The sequence below is a fragment of the Actinoplanes sp. CA-051413 genome, from assembly GCF_050955795.1.
GTDB lineage: Bacteria > Actinomycetota > Actinomycetes > Mycobacteriales > Micromonosporaceae > Actinoplanes.
In genome coordinates, this window is sequence record NZ_CP192100.1 from 5,356,575 (window position 1) to 5,371,663 (window position 15,089).

General features: G+C 71.3%; 14 protein-coding genes. 6 read left to right on the forward strand and 8 right to left on the reverse strand.

Going from position 1 to position 15,089, the window contains the following annotated elements; genetic code table 11:
• Positions 1–8: 8 nt before the first annotated feature.
• The 4 genes from ACQP2Y_RS25270 (at position 9) to ACQP2Y_RS25285 (ending at position 3,850) form a co-directional block, all read left to right on the forward strand.
• Positions 9–830 carry a DUF4397 domain-containing protein gene (locus ACQP2Y_RS25270; RefSeq protein WP_433717500.1) on the forward strand — a complete coding sequence of 274 codons (822 nt, stop codon included), beginning with the start codon at positions 9–11 and terminating at the stop codon, positions 828–830.
• Positions 827–1,501 (forward strand): class F sortase, encoded by a 675-nt coding sequence (locus ACQP2Y_RS25275; protein ID WP_433717501.1) that lies wholly within the window; start codon positions 827–829, stop codon positions 1,499–1,501. Before ACQP2Y_RS25270 ends, ACQP2Y_RS25275 begins: the two co-directional genes overlap by 4 nt.
• A gap of 311 nt (positions 1,502–1,812) precedes the next feature.
• Complete coding sequence (locus ACQP2Y_RS25280; RefSeq protein WP_433717502.1) at positions 1,813–3,405, forward strand: hypothetical protein; 1,593 nt, start codon at positions 1,813–1,815, stop codon at positions 3,403–3,405.
• Positions 3,406–3,526: 121 nt separating this feature from the next.
• Positions 3,527–3,850 (forward strand): hypothetical protein, encoded by a 324-nt coding sequence (locus tag ACQP2Y_RS25285; RefSeq protein ID WP_360554834.1) that lies wholly within the window; start codon positions 3,527–3,529, stop codon positions 3,848–3,850.
• Between the two features lie 93 nt (positions 3,851–3,943).
• Here the strand turns inward: ACQP2Y_RS25285 and ACQP2Y_RS25290 are convergent, their stop codons facing one another.
• Both ACQP2Y_RS25290 and ACQP2Y_RS25295 read right to left on the reverse strand, forming a co-directional pair.
• Entirely contained in the window at positions 3,944–6,151 is a 2,208-nt protein-coding gene (locus ACQP2Y_RS25290) for a putative bifunctional diguanylate cyclase/phosphodiesterase (RefSeq protein WP_433717503.1), read from the reverse strand.
• Between the two features lie 64 nt (positions 6,152–6,215).
• Entirely contained in the window at positions 6,216–7,196 is a 981-nt protein-coding gene (locus ACQP2Y_RS25295) for an aldo/keto reductase (protein WP_433717504.1), read from the reverse strand.
• Positions 7,197–7,258: 62 nt separating this feature from the next.
• On the opposite strand from ACQP2Y_RS25295, the gene ACQP2Y_RS25300 reads away from it, so the two are divergent.
• Positions 7,259–8,242 (forward strand): ArsR/SmtB family transcription factor, encoded by a 984-nt coding sequence (locus tag ACQP2Y_RS25300; protein WP_433717506.1) that lies wholly within the window; start codon positions 7,259–7,261, stop codon positions 8,240–8,242.
• 34 nt (positions 8,243–8,276) lie between these two features.
• Here the strand turns inward: ACQP2Y_RS25300 and ACQP2Y_RS25305 are convergent, their stop codons facing one another.
• Positions 8,277–8,438 carry a hypothetical protein gene (locus ACQP2Y_RS25305; protein WP_433717508.1) on the reverse strand — a complete coding sequence of 54 codons (162 nt, stop codon included), beginning with the start codon at positions 8,436–8,438 and terminating at the stop codon, positions 8,277–8,279.
• Positions 8,439–8,738: 300 nt separating this feature from the next.
• Between ACQP2Y_RS25305 and ACQP2Y_RS25310 the strand changes: the two genes are divergently transcribed.
• A complete protein-coding gene (locus tag ACQP2Y_RS25310; RefSeq protein WP_433717509.1) occupies positions 8,739–9,647 on the forward strand; it encodes a FadR/GntR family transcriptional regulator in 909 nt (302 codons plus the stop codon).
• A gap of 12 nt (positions 9,648–9,659) precedes the next feature.
• Here the strand turns inward: ACQP2Y_RS25310 and ACQP2Y_RS25315 are convergent, their stop codons facing one another.
• The 5 genes from ACQP2Y_RS25315 to paaC form a co-directional block, all read right to left on the reverse strand.
• Complete coding sequence (locus ACQP2Y_RS25315; RefSeq protein ID WP_433717510.1) at positions 9,660–10,802, reverse strand: hypothetical protein; 1,143 nt, start codon at positions 10,800–10,802, stop codon at positions 9,660–9,662.
• Between the two features lie 424 nt (positions 10,803–11,226).
• Positions 11,227–11,925, reverse strand: coding sequence for a cutinase family protein (locus ACQP2Y_RS25320; RefSeq protein ID WP_433717511.1), 699 nt, complete (start codon positions 11,923–11,925; stop codon positions 11,227–11,229).
• Between the two features lie 727 nt (positions 11,926–12,652).
• Positions 12,653–13,711 (reverse strand): 1,2-phenylacetyl-CoA epoxidase subunit PaaE, encoded by a 1,059-nt coding sequence (paaE, locus tag ACQP2Y_RS25325; RefSeq protein ID WP_433717512.1) that lies wholly within the window; start codon positions 13,709–13,711, stop codon positions 12,653–12,655.
• Between the two features lies 1 nt (position 13,712).
• Positions 13,713–14,204, reverse strand: coding sequence for a 1,2-phenylacetyl-CoA epoxidase subunit PaaD (paaD, locus tag ACQP2Y_RS25330; protein WP_433717513.1), 492 nt, complete (start codon positions 14,202–14,204; stop codon positions 13,713–13,715).
• Complete coding sequence (gene paaC / locus ACQP2Y_RS25335; protein WP_433717514.1) at positions 14,198–15,082, reverse strand: 1,2-phenylacetyl-CoA epoxidase subunit PaaC; 885 nt, start codon at positions 15,080–15,082, stop codon at positions 14,198–14,200. The genes paaD and paaC overlap by 7 nt, the downstream gene beginning before the upstream one ends.
• Between the last annotated feature and the right edge of the window lie 7 nt (positions 15,083–15,089).

A 15,089-nucleotide genomic window follows, 5' to 3' on the forward strand; every position in this document is an offset into this window, starting at 1 on the left:
AGAATTAGATGCGTCTTGTGCCCCTGCGCCGCGTGACCGCCGTCGGTGCGGCCACCCTGATCGCCTTCGGCGGTCTCGGCGCGCTGACCGCCACCCCGGCCTTCGCCGCCACCTCCCAGGTCTCCGTCGTGCACGGCATCCCCGGGCAGAACGTGGACGTCTACGTCAACGGCAAGAAGACCCTGCCGGACTTCGCTCCCGGCAAGGTGGCGGGCCCGCTGTCGCTGGAGGAGGGCAGCTACGACATCGCGCTGACCAAGCCCGGTGACGATATCAGCAAGGCCCTGCTCAAGGTGGACGACGCCGAGATCCCCGGCGGCGCCAACATCAGCCTCGTCGCGCACCTGAGCGAGGACGGCGAGCCGGCGCTGACCCCGTTCGCCAACGACGTCAAGAAGGTCGCCGCGGGCCAGGCCCGGATCATCGTGCGGCACACCGCCGCGGCCCCGGCCGTCGACGTGCGCGCGGGCGGCAAGCCGGTCTTCGAGGACCTGACCAACCCGAAGGAGGCCAAGGCCGACCTGCCCGCGGGCTCGGTCGAGGCCGACGTGGTGCTGGCCGGCACGGACACCGTGGCGATCGGCCCGGCGGACCTCAACCTCAAGGAGGGCACCGCCACGATCGTCTACGCGGTCGGCTCGGCCGAGGACAAGACCCTCGACCTGGTCACCCAGACCATCACCGGCCTGCACTCCGCACCGGGTGGCGTGCCCAGCGGCAGCGGCGGCCAGGCCGACCGTGGCCTCGGTCTCGCCTGGTACGCGCTGGCGGCGGCCGGTCTGCTGATGCTCGCCCTCGGCGCGCGCCGGCTGGTGCCGGGTCGCCGATGACCGTCGGATCCCCGGGCGCGACCCGCAAGGGCCGCGCCCGGCTCCTCGTCGTGGCCGGGCTGGTGCTGCTGATCGTGGTGGGGGTGGTCGCGTACCTGTCGCGGCCCGAGCCGTCCGTCGGTTCCTCGGCGGTCGCCGCCCTGGAGTCGGCGACGCCCACCACGTCGTCCGCTCCCCCGCCCGCGGCTGTTGTACCCGAGGCGAAGGCCCCGGCCGAGGAGGTGGCCCCGGCGCGGCTCGAGATCCCCGCGCTCAAGCTCGACGCCACCGTGGCCGAGGTCGGCGTCGACGCCAAGACCGGTGAGTTCGACGTCCCGCCGAGCGTCGACCGGGTCGGCTGGTACCGCTTCGGCCCGGGAATGACCGCGACGGCCGGGTCGATCGTCGTGGCCGGCCACGCGGACAGCGCCGATCAGGGCAAGGGCGCATTCTTCCGGCTCAGCAGCCTGGAACCGGGCGACAGAATGACGCTGGCCGGCCCGGACGGCACCGACCGCGCATTCCAGGTCGTGGCCCGGGAAAGGTACAGCAAGACCCGCATTCCGCTGGACAAGTACTTCGCCCGCGACGGTGCTCCGCGGCTGACGCTGATCACCTGCGGCGGGCCGTTCGACAGCAAGACCCGGCACTACCGCGACAACATCGTCGTGACCGCTGAACCCGTGTCCTGACAGCGATCTGCCCGCTCGGTCGACGCCGGGCGGGCAGATCAGCGGGTACGCTCACCGCAACGGCCCGTGTCCGCCGTATCCCCCGTTCGGTGGAGGCGGGACATCGGCCGAACGGTGGATGCCGAGGGTTCGGAATGCGACCCATATTTTTGCATTAATTTGAGCCTAAGAAAGCCTCAATTTTCGCTGGGAAATTGGTGTGGACGGGCGCCGGCTCTTAACGTCTGCATGCCGGTACCCGGCCGGGCCACCAAAAGGGCTCGCGGACCGGCTCATCCGCCAATGAAATGGTTACAGAAGAGGTGCCACCCATGCGAAGGCCGACTTACCGTCGGGCCGCCCAACGCCGGGGCCCGGACCGTCGCATCATCGCCGCGGTCGCCGTACTGATCGCCTTCGGCGGGGTGATCGGTGTCACCCAGATCTCCAACGCGGACGAGAGCAAGACGGTGGCCTGCGAGGCCCCCGCCGCCGACCCGGCCGCGCCGGCCGGCAAGAGCGCCGCGACCGACCCCAAGGTCGGCACCTACACGGACAAGGACGGCGACGTCCAGCACAAGGGCGACGGGCAGCTGGCCAAGGGTGAGAAGGCCCCGAAGCCGCAGCCGGTCGAGAACTGCACCACCGGCAAGACGACCGCCAAGCAGGTCAACGGGCTGCAGATCCTGGCCAACAGCTGCGAGGACAGCAACCTGGACGCGCACGACGGCTTCCAGAAGGGCGACCGCTGCGTCTCCACCGAGTTCGGTGAGGTCGGCGAGCAGGCCAAGAACCCGACGCTGCTGATCACGGACTTCCCCAAGTCGGTGAAGGCGAACACCCCCTTCACGCTGAAGGTGAGCACCCGCAACCTGGTCCGCGACCGCTTCCTCGCGGCCGGCCTGGGCGGCTACTACGTGGAGAGCTCGGTGCTAACCGCGGAAGGCCTGGTCCGCGGCCACTTCCACACCGCCTGCCGGATGCTCGCCGCCACCAACGAGGCTCCCGACCCGGCCCCGGTGCCCGCGTTCTTCGTGGCCACCGAGGACAAGAAGGGCGGCGCGCAGCCCGACACCGTCACCATCCAGGTCCCCGGCCTGCCGCAGGAAGGCATCGCGCAGTGCGCCTCCTGGGCCGGCGACGGCTCGCACCGGATCCCGATGATGCAGCGCGCCAACCAGACCCCGGCCCTGGACGCGGTGCGCGTCAAGGTCGAGGGCGGCGACGAGGAGCCGCCCGCCGAGGAGCCCCCGGCGAACCCGCCCGCTGACAACGGCGGCGGCAACAACGGCGGTGGCGGCAACAACGGCGGCGACGGCCAGGGCGACGGCGGTCAGAACAATGGCGGCGACGGCCAGGGCGACGGTGGCCAGAACAACGGCGGCGGCCAGAACAACGGCGGCGGTCAGGGTGACGGCGACCAGGGTGACGGGGATCAGGGTGACAACGGCGGTGCCGCTAACCCCGGTGCCACCGCGACCCCGAAGACCGAGACCGGCACGACGCCGCCGAAGACCGGCACCGTGACGATCCCGCCGAAGAACGACGCCGACGCGCCGAAGCCGGCCAAGACCACCAAGCCGGCGCCCGCCAAGGAGCCGGAGAAGGCCGACAACAACGAGTCGGCCGACAACAACGAGTCGGCGGACGACGACTCGGATAGCCCGGCGCAGGCGGTGGCCGGCAAGACCACGAAGCCCCGCGCCACCCAGCAACCGGCGGCCCAGGTCGTGACCAACGACGACAGCGACGACGGCGCGCCCGACCTGCAGGCGGAGCAGAACGTACAGACCGGTGACGCCTCGAAGCTGGCCCTGACCGGGGCCAACTCGATGACGTTCATCCTGGGCGGCGCGCTGCTGATCCTCTGCGGTGCGGTGGTCCTCGGCGCGACCCGGCGCCGCCGGGCAGCGACCCGGGACTGACGACAGCGGCAAGATGTTCGCGCGGTCACCGATCCGGTGACCGCGCGAACTGCCGTTCCGGCCTGCGGTTAATGTCCAGCCCGTGCCAGGACTCAGGAGAACGACGCCGGCCGGCTGCACGGTGACGGTGTGCCGGGACTGTTGCTGCGGCAACGCCCGCAAGCACCCGAAGGTCGACCACGACGGCCAGCTGGTCCGGCTGCGCGAGTCGCTGCCGGCCCCGCATCAGGTACGGGTGAGCGAATGCCTCGACGCCTGCGCGGAGGCGAACGTCATCGTGGTCCACCCGGAGCCCGGCGCCCGCCGCCGAGGTGCCCGGGCGGTGTGGTTCGGCCTGGTCGGCGACGACTCGATCGAGGAGGACATCGCAGCCTGGGTCCGCGCGGGTGGCCCGGGCGTGGCCCCGATGCCGGCCATCCTGGAGCTCTCCGTCCTCCGCCGCTGACCCCCACTCACCGCCCCTGCGCGGCTCCGGCCCGGCGCGGCCGCGCCGCGAGGGCCACCCGGGCCGGACGCAGAGGTCGGCCGGGGCGCGGCGTCAGAGGTCGGCCGCAGCCGGCTCGCGGGCCAGCAGGCCGGTCACCGAGGCCGCGTCGCCGGGCCGCCCGAACAGATATCCCTGGCCCTGGTCGCACCCGATCTGCCGCAGCATCATCCACTGCCCGTCGGTCTCGATTCCCTCGGCGACGGTCTGCAGCCGCAGCGCCTGCCCCAGCCCGACCACCGCGTCCACCAGCGCCACGTCGTCCGCGTCCGTGTCGACCTGCTCGACGAACGTCCGGTCGATCTTGATGATGTCGACCGGCAGCTGCTTGAGGTAGTTCAGGGACGAGTAGCCGGTGCCGAAGTCGTCGATCGCCAGCCGTACGCCCAACGCCCGCAGCGCGCGCAGCGTCTCGATCGCGCCGGTGATGTCCTCCATCAGCATCGACTCGGTGATCTCCAGGGTCAGCGAGCCGGCCGGGATGCCGGCGTCGTCGATCGCCGCCGCCACGTCCGCGACCAGGCCCGCGTACTGGAACTGCCGCGCCGACAGGTTGACGTTGACCTTGAGGCCGGCCGCAGCCGGCGTCTCGCGGCGCCAGCGCGCCAGCTGCGCGCAGGCTTCGCGCAGGACCCACCGGCCGAGCGGCACGATCAGGCCGTTGGCCTCGGCCGTGGCGATGAACTGGTACGGACTGAGCAGCCCGTCCTCGGGGTGGCGCCACCGCACCAGCGCCTCGACCCCGGTCATCTGCTGCGTGGTCATGTCCACCACCGGCTGGTAGAGCAGGACGAACTGCTCCTGCTCCAGCCCCAGCTCCATGTCGACGCGCTGCTGCGCCTCCTCCAGCACCGAGCGGGACATCGACGGCGAGAACACCGCGTAGGCGTTGCGGCCGGCCCGTTTGGCGGCGTACATGGCCAGGTCGGCGTCGCGCAGCAGTTGGCCGGCGGGCAGGTCGCCGCTGGCGATGCCGATGCTCAGCGAGCAGGTGACGTCGCGGCTGTCCAGCCGGATCTGCTCGCGTCCGGCCAGCAGCAGCCGCTCGGCCAGCGCGACGGCGTCGGCCGCTTCCAGGTTCTCGACCAGGATCGCGAACTCGTCACCGCCGAGCCGGGCCAGGGTGTCGCCGGGGCGCATCTCGGCCCGCAGCCGCCCGGCCAGGGTGGCCAGCAGTTCGTCGCCGGCGCTGTGCCCGAGGTTGTCGTTGACCAGCTTGAAATCGTCCAGGTCGATGAGCAGCACGGTGACGCCACCGCCGGCGCGACGCTGGACGGCCTGTTCGAGCCGGTCGCGGAACAGGGCCCGGTTCGGCAGCCCGGTCAGCGAGTCGGTGAACGCCTGCCGGCTCAGCTGCTCCTCGAGCTCCTTGCGCCGGCCGATGTCGCGCAGGCTGATCACGGCGGCGCGCAGGTCGGCGTCGTCGGTGCGGTTGGTGCCGATCACGTCCAGGTGCAGCCAGGTGCCGTCGGGCCGCCGCAGCCGGGCCTCCGTACGGGCGGTGCCGCCGGGCACAGCGAAGAGCGCGCCCATCCACGCCCGCAGCCCGGCGAGCTCGTCGGGATGGGCCAGCTCCACCATCGCCTTGCCGGTGACCTCCGCGCCGGTGAGACCGAAGATCCGCTGGGCCGACGGGCTGGCGTAGCGGACCGCGCCCGTGACGTCGATGGCGAACACCGCGTCGGAGGCGGCTTCGAGCAGCATCTCGGTGCGGTGCTCGGCGGCCTGCCGGCGCCGGTCCAGCCGCCGCCGGCTGCGCGCGTTGATCGAGCTCAGCGCGACCAGGCAGGACATGATGGCGACCAGGGAGACGGTGGAGACGGCGTTGGCGCCGGTGAGGTCGGGCAGCAGCGCCAGGTAGCCGGCCACGGCCACCGCCCCGAGGCCGACCACCAGGGTGGGCCCGTACAGGGACGCGGCGGTGACCAGGATCAGGGCGACCCCGGGCAGGTAGAGCATCAGCCCGTCCTGGTCGAGCCGGGAGAACAGGAACAGCAGCGGCAGCTCGGCGGCCCACCAGAGGACCAGCCAGCGCCGGACACGGGCGCTGCGGACGAGGCGGGCCCACGGCAGGAGGGCGGCGACGAGCTGCACGAGGGCCGCGGCGAGCACCGGACCGAGCAGCCAGCGCCGGTCCGGTACCCAGTCCACGGCCACCCGTACGCAGCCGAGCATGGTCACCCCGGCGGCGACCGAGGCACCGATCCGGATCTGCCGCGCCCAGTACTCCGCGGTGCTGTCGTCGAACTCCGCCGGTTGCACGAGCCCTGTGATCGGCAGCCCGGCAACTTTCGTGAGGGAAACCGGGCCCTGAGGCGTACCCCCGTCACCATGCCCACGCCTCAGGGCCCGGACCGCCGTTGCCGACGGGCGGGAAGATCCGGTCCAGCTCATCCAGGGTCTCCGCGGAAAGCTCGGTGTCCAGCGCCAGCAACGGCAGATCCAGCTGCTGCGGCGTGCGCGGGCCGAGCACCGGCGCGGTCACCCCGGGCCGCGACAGCAGCCAGGCCAGCGCGACCGTGGTCGGCTCCTGGCCCAGGCCGGCGCACAGCTTCTCGAACTGCTCGAGCGCTGCGCGGTGCGGCTCGACCCGTTCCGGCGCGTGCAGGACGCTGCGGCCGGTGCTGCCCTCGCGCTGCTTGCGCAGCGCGCCGGACAGCGCACCGAAGTGCAACGGGGAGTACGGCAGGATGCCGATGCCCAGCTCCCGGGCGGCGGGCAGCACCTCCAGTTCGACATGCCGGGTGAGCAGGTTGTACTTCGGCTGCTCGCTGACCAGCCCCAGATATTGGCGCCGGTCGGCGGCGGCCTGGGCGCGGGTCAGATGCCAGCCGGCGAAGTTCGACGAACCCGCGTACCGGATCTTGCCCTGTCCGGTGAGCGTTTCCATCGCCTGCCAGATCTCCTCCCACGGGGTGTCCCGCTGGATGTGGTGCAGTTGCAGCAGGTCGATCCAGTCGGTGCGCAGCCGGCGCAACGACGCCTCACAGGAGGCGATGATGTGCCGCGCGGAGAGGCCGCCGTCGTTGGGCCAGTCGCTCATCGGCGCGTAGACCTTGGTCGCGAGCACGATCTTGTCGCGGGCGCCGGACTTGGCCAGCCAGCTCCCGATGAACTGCTCGCTGAGCCCGTCGCCGGTCTCCCGGCCGTACATGTTGGCGGTGTCGACGAAGTTGATGCCCGCGCCGAGCGCGCGGTCGAGGACGGCATGGGACTCGGGTTCGCCGATCTGCCAGGCGAAGTTCATGGTGCCGAGGCAGAGACGACTGACCCGCAGACCGGTACGGCCGAGGTACACGTAACGCATGACACGACCGTAAGGTCGGATTCGCGATGGCCCGAGCCGTTCGACCGTGCTCGAATGGTCGGATGATCCGGCTCGCATTCGCTCCCGCCGATCTCGCGGGCGTCCGGTTCGCCCACTCGCCGATGGCCGAGGTGATCGCCAGCAGCGTGGCGCTGACCAAACCGGACCAGTTCTGGATGTACGCCTCCTGGCGCGCCCAGGTGCGCCCGGTGCTGGCGGCGGCCCGGCTCGAGACGTTCCTCGCCGTGGTGGCCCGCCGGCAGGGCTGGGTGCCGGACTTCCTGAGCCCGGTGCCCGCGACCGCCCGGCCGCTGCTGCGCGACGAGCTGGCGATGATCGCGCAGACTCCGCTCGACCAGGTGGCGTGGGAGGTGGCGTACGCGTGGCGCGGGGTCCCGGACGTGCCGCCGGTGATCGCCCGTTTCGAGCGGGACCCGGCCGGTGGGCTGGCGGTGCTGCTGCGGGAGATCCGGCGGTACTTCGAGCTGGCGCTGGCGCCGTACTGGCCGAGGCTGCGCGCGGCGGCGGAGGCGGAGATCGCCCACCGCGCCCGGGCGGCGACCGAGCACGGGCCGCGGGCCCTGATCCGCGACCTGCACCCGAGCCTGAGCTGGGACGAGACGGCGCTGCGGATCGGCCACGGCGGCGGTGAGGTCGACTTCGGCCTGGACGGGCACGGGCTGGCGCTGCTGCCGTCGGGCTTCGCCGGGCCGAAGGTGTTCACGGTGACGGAGACCGCGCAGGGCCGGGCGTTGTGGTATCCGCCGCGGGGGTACGGCGCGTTGTGGGACGGCACCGCGCGCAGCGAACCGACGGCGGCGCTGGCGGCGCTGCTCGGGCCGACCCGGGCGGCGGTGCTGACGCTGCTGGCGGTGCCGCACAGCACCGGCGAAGTCGCGGCGGCACTGGGATTGGCCGCGGCGACGGCCTCTCATCATTTGACGACGTTGCGGGATGCCGGGCTGATCGCGGGGTCACGGGTCGGGCGGAAGCTGGAGTATCTGCGGACCGGGCTGGGTGAGCAGCTGGGCGGCGGTGCGGGCTGATCCGCCGCCGAGCTACCTTTTTCGCCTACGTGTTTCAGTTCAGCAGGCTGGAGAGAGTGGCGATCGCGCCGGCGAGGGTCACGCCGAACCAGGGGATGGCGGACAGACAGGTCCGGGGCCAGGTGGCGCCGTTGGCGCGGTGCAGGGCCGCCGCTATCGCGGCCGCCACCACCGCGAGCACAAAGGACGCCAGCACAACGGTGAATGTCAGGACGGCGCCGGGGTTCATCGGGGCCGCCGGGGTTGAACGCTGACCATGGTGCATCCCTCCTGAGGTGGGGCCTGAGATCACCTGTTCCGGTTTGTTTTCCGGGGGGTTACTTCACGCTAGCACTGACGCTATCCCGTTTAAAGAATGAAACATAACGTCTTCTGGTACGGCCAGAATGGATCTCAAATGCTGATCTCCGTACCGGATGAAATGGATCTTGTGCTCGGGCGGTCGCACAGTCCCGGCTATTCCGCAAACACCGGTCCTCATGTTTAGATTTTGTTCATGGCAGAAACCGATGTGGACGCCGAGGAGAAGACCCGGGGCTCCGGACGCGCCGCCGTGCGCATCCTGGGCGACCTGATCGCGGCCGGTGACCAGCTCCGCCCCGGCGACGTGGTGAGCCTCGACTACGTGATGGAGCAGAGCGGCGGCAGTCGCGCGCTGGCCCGTGAGGTGCTCCAGGTCCTGCAGATCAAGGGCCTGGTGACGCTCCAGCCCCGGGTCGGGGCCAAGGTCCAGCCGGTCGAGCAGTGGAACCCGTTCGACCCGGACGTCATCGAGTGGCGGCACCAGGTGGCCCCGCGCGTCCAGATGGACCTGCTCACCCAGCTGCGCGAGGCGGTGGAGCCGCAGGCAGCCCGCCTCGCGGCCCAGCACCCTTCTGCGGACGTGTGCCGGGATCTGATCAGTCTCAGCCGGCGGCTCAAACGGCTGGGCCTGGCCCGGGACGAGTTCCGCGACCAGGGCGAGGCCGGCGGCCGGCATCGCGAGCGGTACCGCGCCACGGACGAGGACTTCCACGTCGTGCTGCTCAAGGGATCCGGCAACGACATGTTCGTGGCTCTCAGCGCCCCGGTGACCAAGGCGCTCAACTACCGCATCGAGCGCGCCGCGAGCGGGCCGGCGGGCAAGGTGCGCCCCGCCGGTCCGGTCAGCAATTTCCCCGAGGTGCCGGAGGAGGAGTCGCTGTGGCTGCACCTGGGCCTGGCGCACTGCGTCGCGCAGGGCCTCCCCGAGGCGGCGGAGACGTTCTCCCGCGCCATCCTCGAGGAGGTCCGCGGAGGCGCCCGGTCACGCGTCCGCCGGTACGCGATCAGGGAAGCGCTGGACGAGATGGACCTCGACATGTTGCACGAGGAGGACCGCGACGATTTCGCCGCCGTCATCAGCGCGATCGCGGGCGAGATCTGACCGCTCAGCTTGTCAGCGTCTCCCGATGTCCCACACGACGGCGTGAGCACCGTCCCCGGTGACCGCGATGGTGCCCGCCACCAGGCCACGGTCGTTGATGAACTGCACCGAGCCACCCGTGACCCCACGGTCCAGCGGGCCGAGGTCGACCACGCCGGCGCCCCGCCAGACGACGCCGCGGCTGCCGCCCAGGTCGGCCACGCCGGCCACGTTCCCGGCCCCGTCCATCGCGGTGGCCAGGCCGCTGACTCCGCTGAGCGCGGCGAGGTCGGTTGCCGTACCCCGGTGCCAGCGCACCGCCCGCAGGTTGGAGTTGTCGCCGGCATTGCCGCCGACCTGGCCCCGGTCGTTGATTCCGACCGGGTAACTCTCGGTCCCGCCGAGCGCGCCGAGATCGGTGAAGACCCCGTTCTCCCAGAGGAACGCATGCCAGCCGGAGTCCGGCACCCGCACGGTGCCGATGACCTGGCCCCGCTCGTTGACGTCGATGGCCAGGCTGGCGATCCCGATCGGCGGCGTCAGCCGGATGAGCCGGCCGTCCCGCCACAGGGCAGCCTCGGCCTCGGCCCCGTCTGTGCTGATGGTGGAACCGGCGATGTCACCACGACTGTTGATGTCGTCGGCGAGAGTGTCCCCACCGAGACCGGGCAGATCGGTGGCGACGCCGTCCCGCCAGACGAACGCCTGACCGTACTGTCCGCTGGTGGCGGTGTAGCGGGTGCCGATGACGCGGCCGTGGTCGTTGAGCCCGGTGACGGAGATCCCGTCCCCGGTGACGGCGGTGAGGTCGCGCATGAGGCCGCGACGCCAGAGGAACGGGCGGGCGGTGCCGGCTGCGGTGAAGGCTGCGCCGGCCACGTCGCCGCGTTCGTTGACGTCGACGGCGTAGCTTGGGCCGCCGCCGGGGAGGGTGCCGAGGTCGGTGAGATGGCCGTTCCGCCAACGGAAAGCGTGGGTGGCGCCGGTGGTGGTCTCGCTGGAGCCGACGAGGTAGCCGGAGTTGCTGAGGGCGGTGGGGTTACTCCAGGCGCCGCCGAGGGTGCCTACGTCGTGCGGGGTTATCGGGGTGGTGGTGGCGTGGGCGGCCGATGTGGGTCCGGCTGCTGCGGCGAGTGTGGCGAGGATGGCTGTGGTCAGGAATCTGCTTGGACGCATCTTCTCCCCCTCCAGAATGTGGCGTTCCATCGCCACTCTGCGGGGTCCGTGCGCCTGACGTCTGTCCGTCGATCGTCCATGGTGGATTGGTTGATCGGCAGATCGTGGGCGCGGTGGCTGCCCTTCTCCGCGTGTCCGCCCCTCTGTCCGCACCTCCGGCTGTCCGCGCCCCTCCCTGGCCACACCTCCCTTCATCCCCGCCTCCTCCTGGCAGCGCCTCCCGCGACGCCCGACCCGCGCGCCGCGCACCCGCGATGCTCGCCTCGAAACCCAAGTCCAGCAACCGGTGACCGGTGACAGCCGGTGGCACGGCTATCCGCGACCGATGACCGGCGAAGGGCGACAGCCGGTGGCACGGCTACTCGCGACCGGGGATCCGCGGCCGGTGACCGGGGATCCACGGCCGGCGAGGTAGAGGCGCGTTTCAGCCCAGTTGTGCCGCGACGAACTCGGTCGCGTCGTCCAGGAACTTGTTGTAGTCCAGGTGTGCGGCCAGGCTCGTTCCGCCCTGGCAGAAGCGGTCGTTGCGGTTGCAGAAGGACTGCGTCCGGTCCGCGAAGGCGTCCAAGCCGCCCGCGCCGCGCGGGAAAACGCCGTTGCGGGTGCCGTTGCCCACGTTGAAGTCCTCCCCCGCGGTGAATGTCGGGTCGCCGAAGAGCAGAACCGCCGCAACCCGATCGGACAGCGCGGCCGGGATCGCCGGCTGACCGGCAGCACGACCGCGGACCGACCTGCCCGCGAGGGCGTCACCGACCACGTTCGCACCCTGCGAATAGCCCATGAGAACGAACTTGGTTTCCGCGCACGCGGCCGCCGTCTGCTGCACGTCCGCCGCGATGCTCGTCACGCCTTGCCGGACGCTGGCCGTGTAGTTGAACGAGGCCGGATAGTCGACAGCGGTCGACCGTACGGTCTGCGGCAGCTCACGGGTGAGTTGCTGGGCGAGCGGCGTCAGCAGCACGCCGAGGCCGGGCCGTTCGGTGGTTCCCCGAGCGCCGATGACCTCCACGTCGGGGCAGGCATTCCCGGGCGCCTGGGCTGCGAACGTCAATGGTGCGACAAGCAGGCCGGCCGCTCCGACAACACCCGTCGCCGCGATGGTCAGAACTGTGCGTAAACGCATTTCGTCATCCCTTTCCAAAGGGCCGAGGACTATATGCATTCCATACGCAGAAACCTGGGAGCCCGCCCAACGCTGAGGATTAAGTCACATCCAGTGCAGAAATGATCCGCAGGTGGTCGCCATCCGTAGCAGCTCCAGCGCCGTCGCCGGGGTCGGTCTCGGCCACGCCGCGCCGCTCACTCAAAGGTGAATGTGCGTCCATCTATCGGCGGCTCGGTGGATCGGCGGCGCCCGCACCCCGGCGCACCCTTTGCGGCGAATTAACCATTCGCACCGGACATGGGGTGCCATTCTAGGAATAGGCACAATGGACAGTCGTGCCAGCGGACGCCCCCATGGAGCAAGTCGAACACGCGACGGCCAAGCCCGGCGCGAGCCAAGTTCGTTCCACTCACCGGGCCACGGCTGGGCCGTTCCGGCCGGCCGGGCTCGCCACCGGGTGATGCTCCCCAGCCCGGTTGGGCCATGGGCTGGGCCGCTCCCGCGGCCGAGCTCACGCCACTCGGCGAGTTCTCCCACCCGGCCGGACCCACGGCTGAGCCTTCCCGGCCGGTCGAGCTCACGCGACTGGACGAGTTCTGCCCACCCCCGGCCGGACCCACGGCTGGGCCTTCCCGGCCGGCCGGCCGAGCTCACACGACCGGACGAATTCTCTTCTCCGGCCGTGTACCGGAGACGGTCCCGGCCGACTACCGGATGCGGTCCCGGCCGACTACCGGAGACGGTCTCAGTCGTCGAAGTCGACGATGACCTTCTCCGACGTGGGCGTCGACTGACAGGTCAGGACGAACCCCGCCGCCACCTCCCCCGGCTCCAGCGCGAAGTTGCGCCGCATCACCACATCACCCTCGACCACCCGCGCCCGGCAGGTGCCGCACACCCCACCCTTGCAGGCGAACGGCAGATCCGGCCGCGACCGCTGCGCACCCTCAAGCACCGTCTCGCCCTCCGGCACGGTGACCGTGGTCGACCGCCCGTCGAGCACCACAGTGACCTCGCTGCTCGGCCCCTCGAGCCGGCGCTCTTCCCGTACCGGCTCGGGCGGGGCCTCGTCCACCCAGAACAACTCTCGGTGCACCCGCGCCGGCTCCACGCCGTGCTCGCCGAGCACCTCGGTCGCCGCCGTGACCATGCCGAACGGTCCGCACAGCCACCAGTGGTCCACGGCGCCGACGTCGATCAGCAGCGGCAGCAGTGTGCGCAGCTTCTCCGCGTCGAGCCGGCCGGTCAGCAGGTCCACCTCGCGGGGCTCACGCGACAGCAGGTGCACCAGTTCGAGGCGGGCCGGGTGGGCGTCCTTCAGGTCCGCTAGCTCCTCGGCGAACATGACCGTGTCGGCGCGCCGGTTGCCGTACAGGATGCTGACGTGGGCGTCCGGGTGCCGCAGCAGCGACGCGGCGATCGACAGCACCGGGGTGATGCCGGAGCCGGCGGCGATCAGCACGTGCCGGCCGCCGGTCGAGAGGTCTGGCGTGAAGGAGCCCGTCGGCGGTGCGACCTCGACCTCGTCGCCGGCCCTAAGGCCGTGCACCAGCCAGGACGACACCAGACCGCCGGGGACCTCGCGCACGCCGATCCGCGGTCGTGCCCCGGCGGGCGCGCAGATCGAATAGGTACGGCGCTCGTCGGCCCCGTTGCCGACGTGCCGCACAGTCAGCGACTGTCCGGGTCGGAACGCGTACCGGTCGGCCAGTTCGTCGGGCACGTCGAAGGTGACGGCCACCGCGTCGTCGCAGAGTCGTTCGACGGCGGCGACCCGCAGCGGGTGGAACTCGCGGACCACCACGTCAGATCTCCTTCACGTGCTCGAACGGCTCACGGCAGACCGGGCAGCGGTGCAGGGAACGGCACGCGGTGGCACTGAACGCGGCGATCTGCTCGGTGTCGGGGTTTCCGCACTGGGGGCAGGCGATGGGCCGGCGGCTCGGCGCGAGGGTGAGCGGAATCGGTCCTGCCGCCCGGCGAGGTGCCGCACCGGGTGGCGATATTCCGGCGGCGGCGAGCTTGTCGCGCCCGGCCGCGGTGATCCAGTCGGTGGTCCAGGCCGGTGTGAGCACCGTCCGTACCTCGACCCGGGCGTAGCCGGCCTCGTGCAGGGCATCGGTGAGGTCGTCCTGAATGGTCTGCATCGCCGGGCAGCCCGAGTACGTCGGGGTGATCGTGACGACGACACCGTCACCGGACTCGTCGACGGCGCGCAGGATTCCCAGGTCGGCAAGGGTCAGCATGGGCAGCTCCGGATCGGCCACCCGGGAAGCCACGGCAGCCGCGGTCACCACACACCCCCGGGCAGGGACCGCGCCACACTCTGCAGCTCGGCCAGGATCTCGGTCAACGCGGGAGTATGCACGCCGTCCCGCCCAGCGCCGTCTTTGCCGTTCTCCTCGACCTCGGCAGTCGGCGGCCGGAGCGTCGCAGCCGTCAGGACCTGAGCCCACACCGCGTCGAATTCCGGCCGCGTCGTGGACGGGTCAACCGCCACCGACGCGAGAGCCAGGCGCAGCTCGACCTGGTCCGGCACGAACAACTCGCCCACCAGCGGCGTCACCGCGTCGATCGCGGCCTGCATCCGCTCGTGGGAGATCTCCGTACCGTCGCCGAGGCGGACCACCCACTGCGCCGCATAGTCGCGGTGGTAGGTCACTTCCTTTACGCCCTTCGCGCCGATCGCCGCGAGCACCGGATCGGCCGAGGCGGTCAGCCTGTCCAGCAGGGAGAGCCGCCATGTCGAGAACACCAGAAGCCGGGCCACGAGGTGCGCGAAGTCGGCGTCCGCCCGCTCCACGAGCCGTACGTTGCGGAAGTCGGCGGCGTCCCGCAGATAGGCCAGTGCATCCTCGTCGCGTCCGGCGTCCTCCGCCTCGGCGGCCCGGCTCAGCAGCAGCCGGGCCTGGCCGAGCAGGTCCAGGGCGATGTTGGCCAGGGCCAGCTCGTCCTCCAGCTCCGGCGCACGGGTCACCCACTGCTGCAGCCGGTGCGACATGATCAGCGCGTCGTCACCGAGCGCCAGGCAGTACGCGCTCAGATCGCCCCGGTCGACGTCCTGCGAAACGGCGGTGTCCACGCCGGCGAGGGGGTCGGCGAAGCCGGTGCCGTACGCCCACCGTGCATCGTCGTCGTGGTCGGTGAGCGCCTCATAGGCGGCGTCGAAGGACATGGCATCG

Bases quoted from the DNA above. Each gene is read 5' to 3' on its own strand.
- ACQP2Y_RS25270 (WP_433717500.1), top strand. From the start codon at position 9: ATGCGTCTTGTGCCCCTGCGCCGCGTGACCGCCGTCGGTGCGGCCACC.
- ACQP2Y_RS25275 (WP_433717501.1), top strand. From the start codon at position 827: ATGACCGTCGGATCCCCGGGCGCGACCCGCAAGGGCCGCGCCCGGCTC.
- ACQP2Y_RS25280 (WP_433717502.1), top strand. From the start codon at position 1,813: ATGCGAAGGCCGACTTACCGTCGGGCCGCCCAACGCCGGGGCCCGGAC.
- ACQP2Y_RS25295 (WP_433717504.1), bottom strand. From the start codon at position 7,196: ATGCGTTACGTGTACCTCGGCCGTACCGGTCTGCGGGTCAGTCGTCTC.
- ACQP2Y_RS25300 (WP_433717506.1), top strand. From the start codon at position 7,259: ATGATCCGGCTCGCATTCGCTCCCGCCGATCTCGCGGGCGTCCGGTTC.
- ACQP2Y_RS25310 (WP_433717509.1), top strand. From the start codon at position 8,739: ATGGCAGAAACCGATGTGGACGCCGAGGAGAAGACCCGGGGCTCCGGA.
- ACQP2Y_RS25315 (WP_433717510.1), bottom strand. From the start codon at position 10,802: ATGCGTCCAAGCAGATTCCTGACCACAGCCATCCTCGCCACACTCGCC.
- ACQP2Y_RS25320 (WP_433717511.1), bottom strand. From the start codon at position 11,925: ATGCGTTTACGCACAGTTCTGACCATCGCGGCGACGGGTGTTGTCGGA.
- paaC (WP_433717514.1), bottom strand. From the start codon at position 15,082: ATGTCCTTCGACGCCGCCTATGAGGCGCTCACCGACCACGACGACGAT.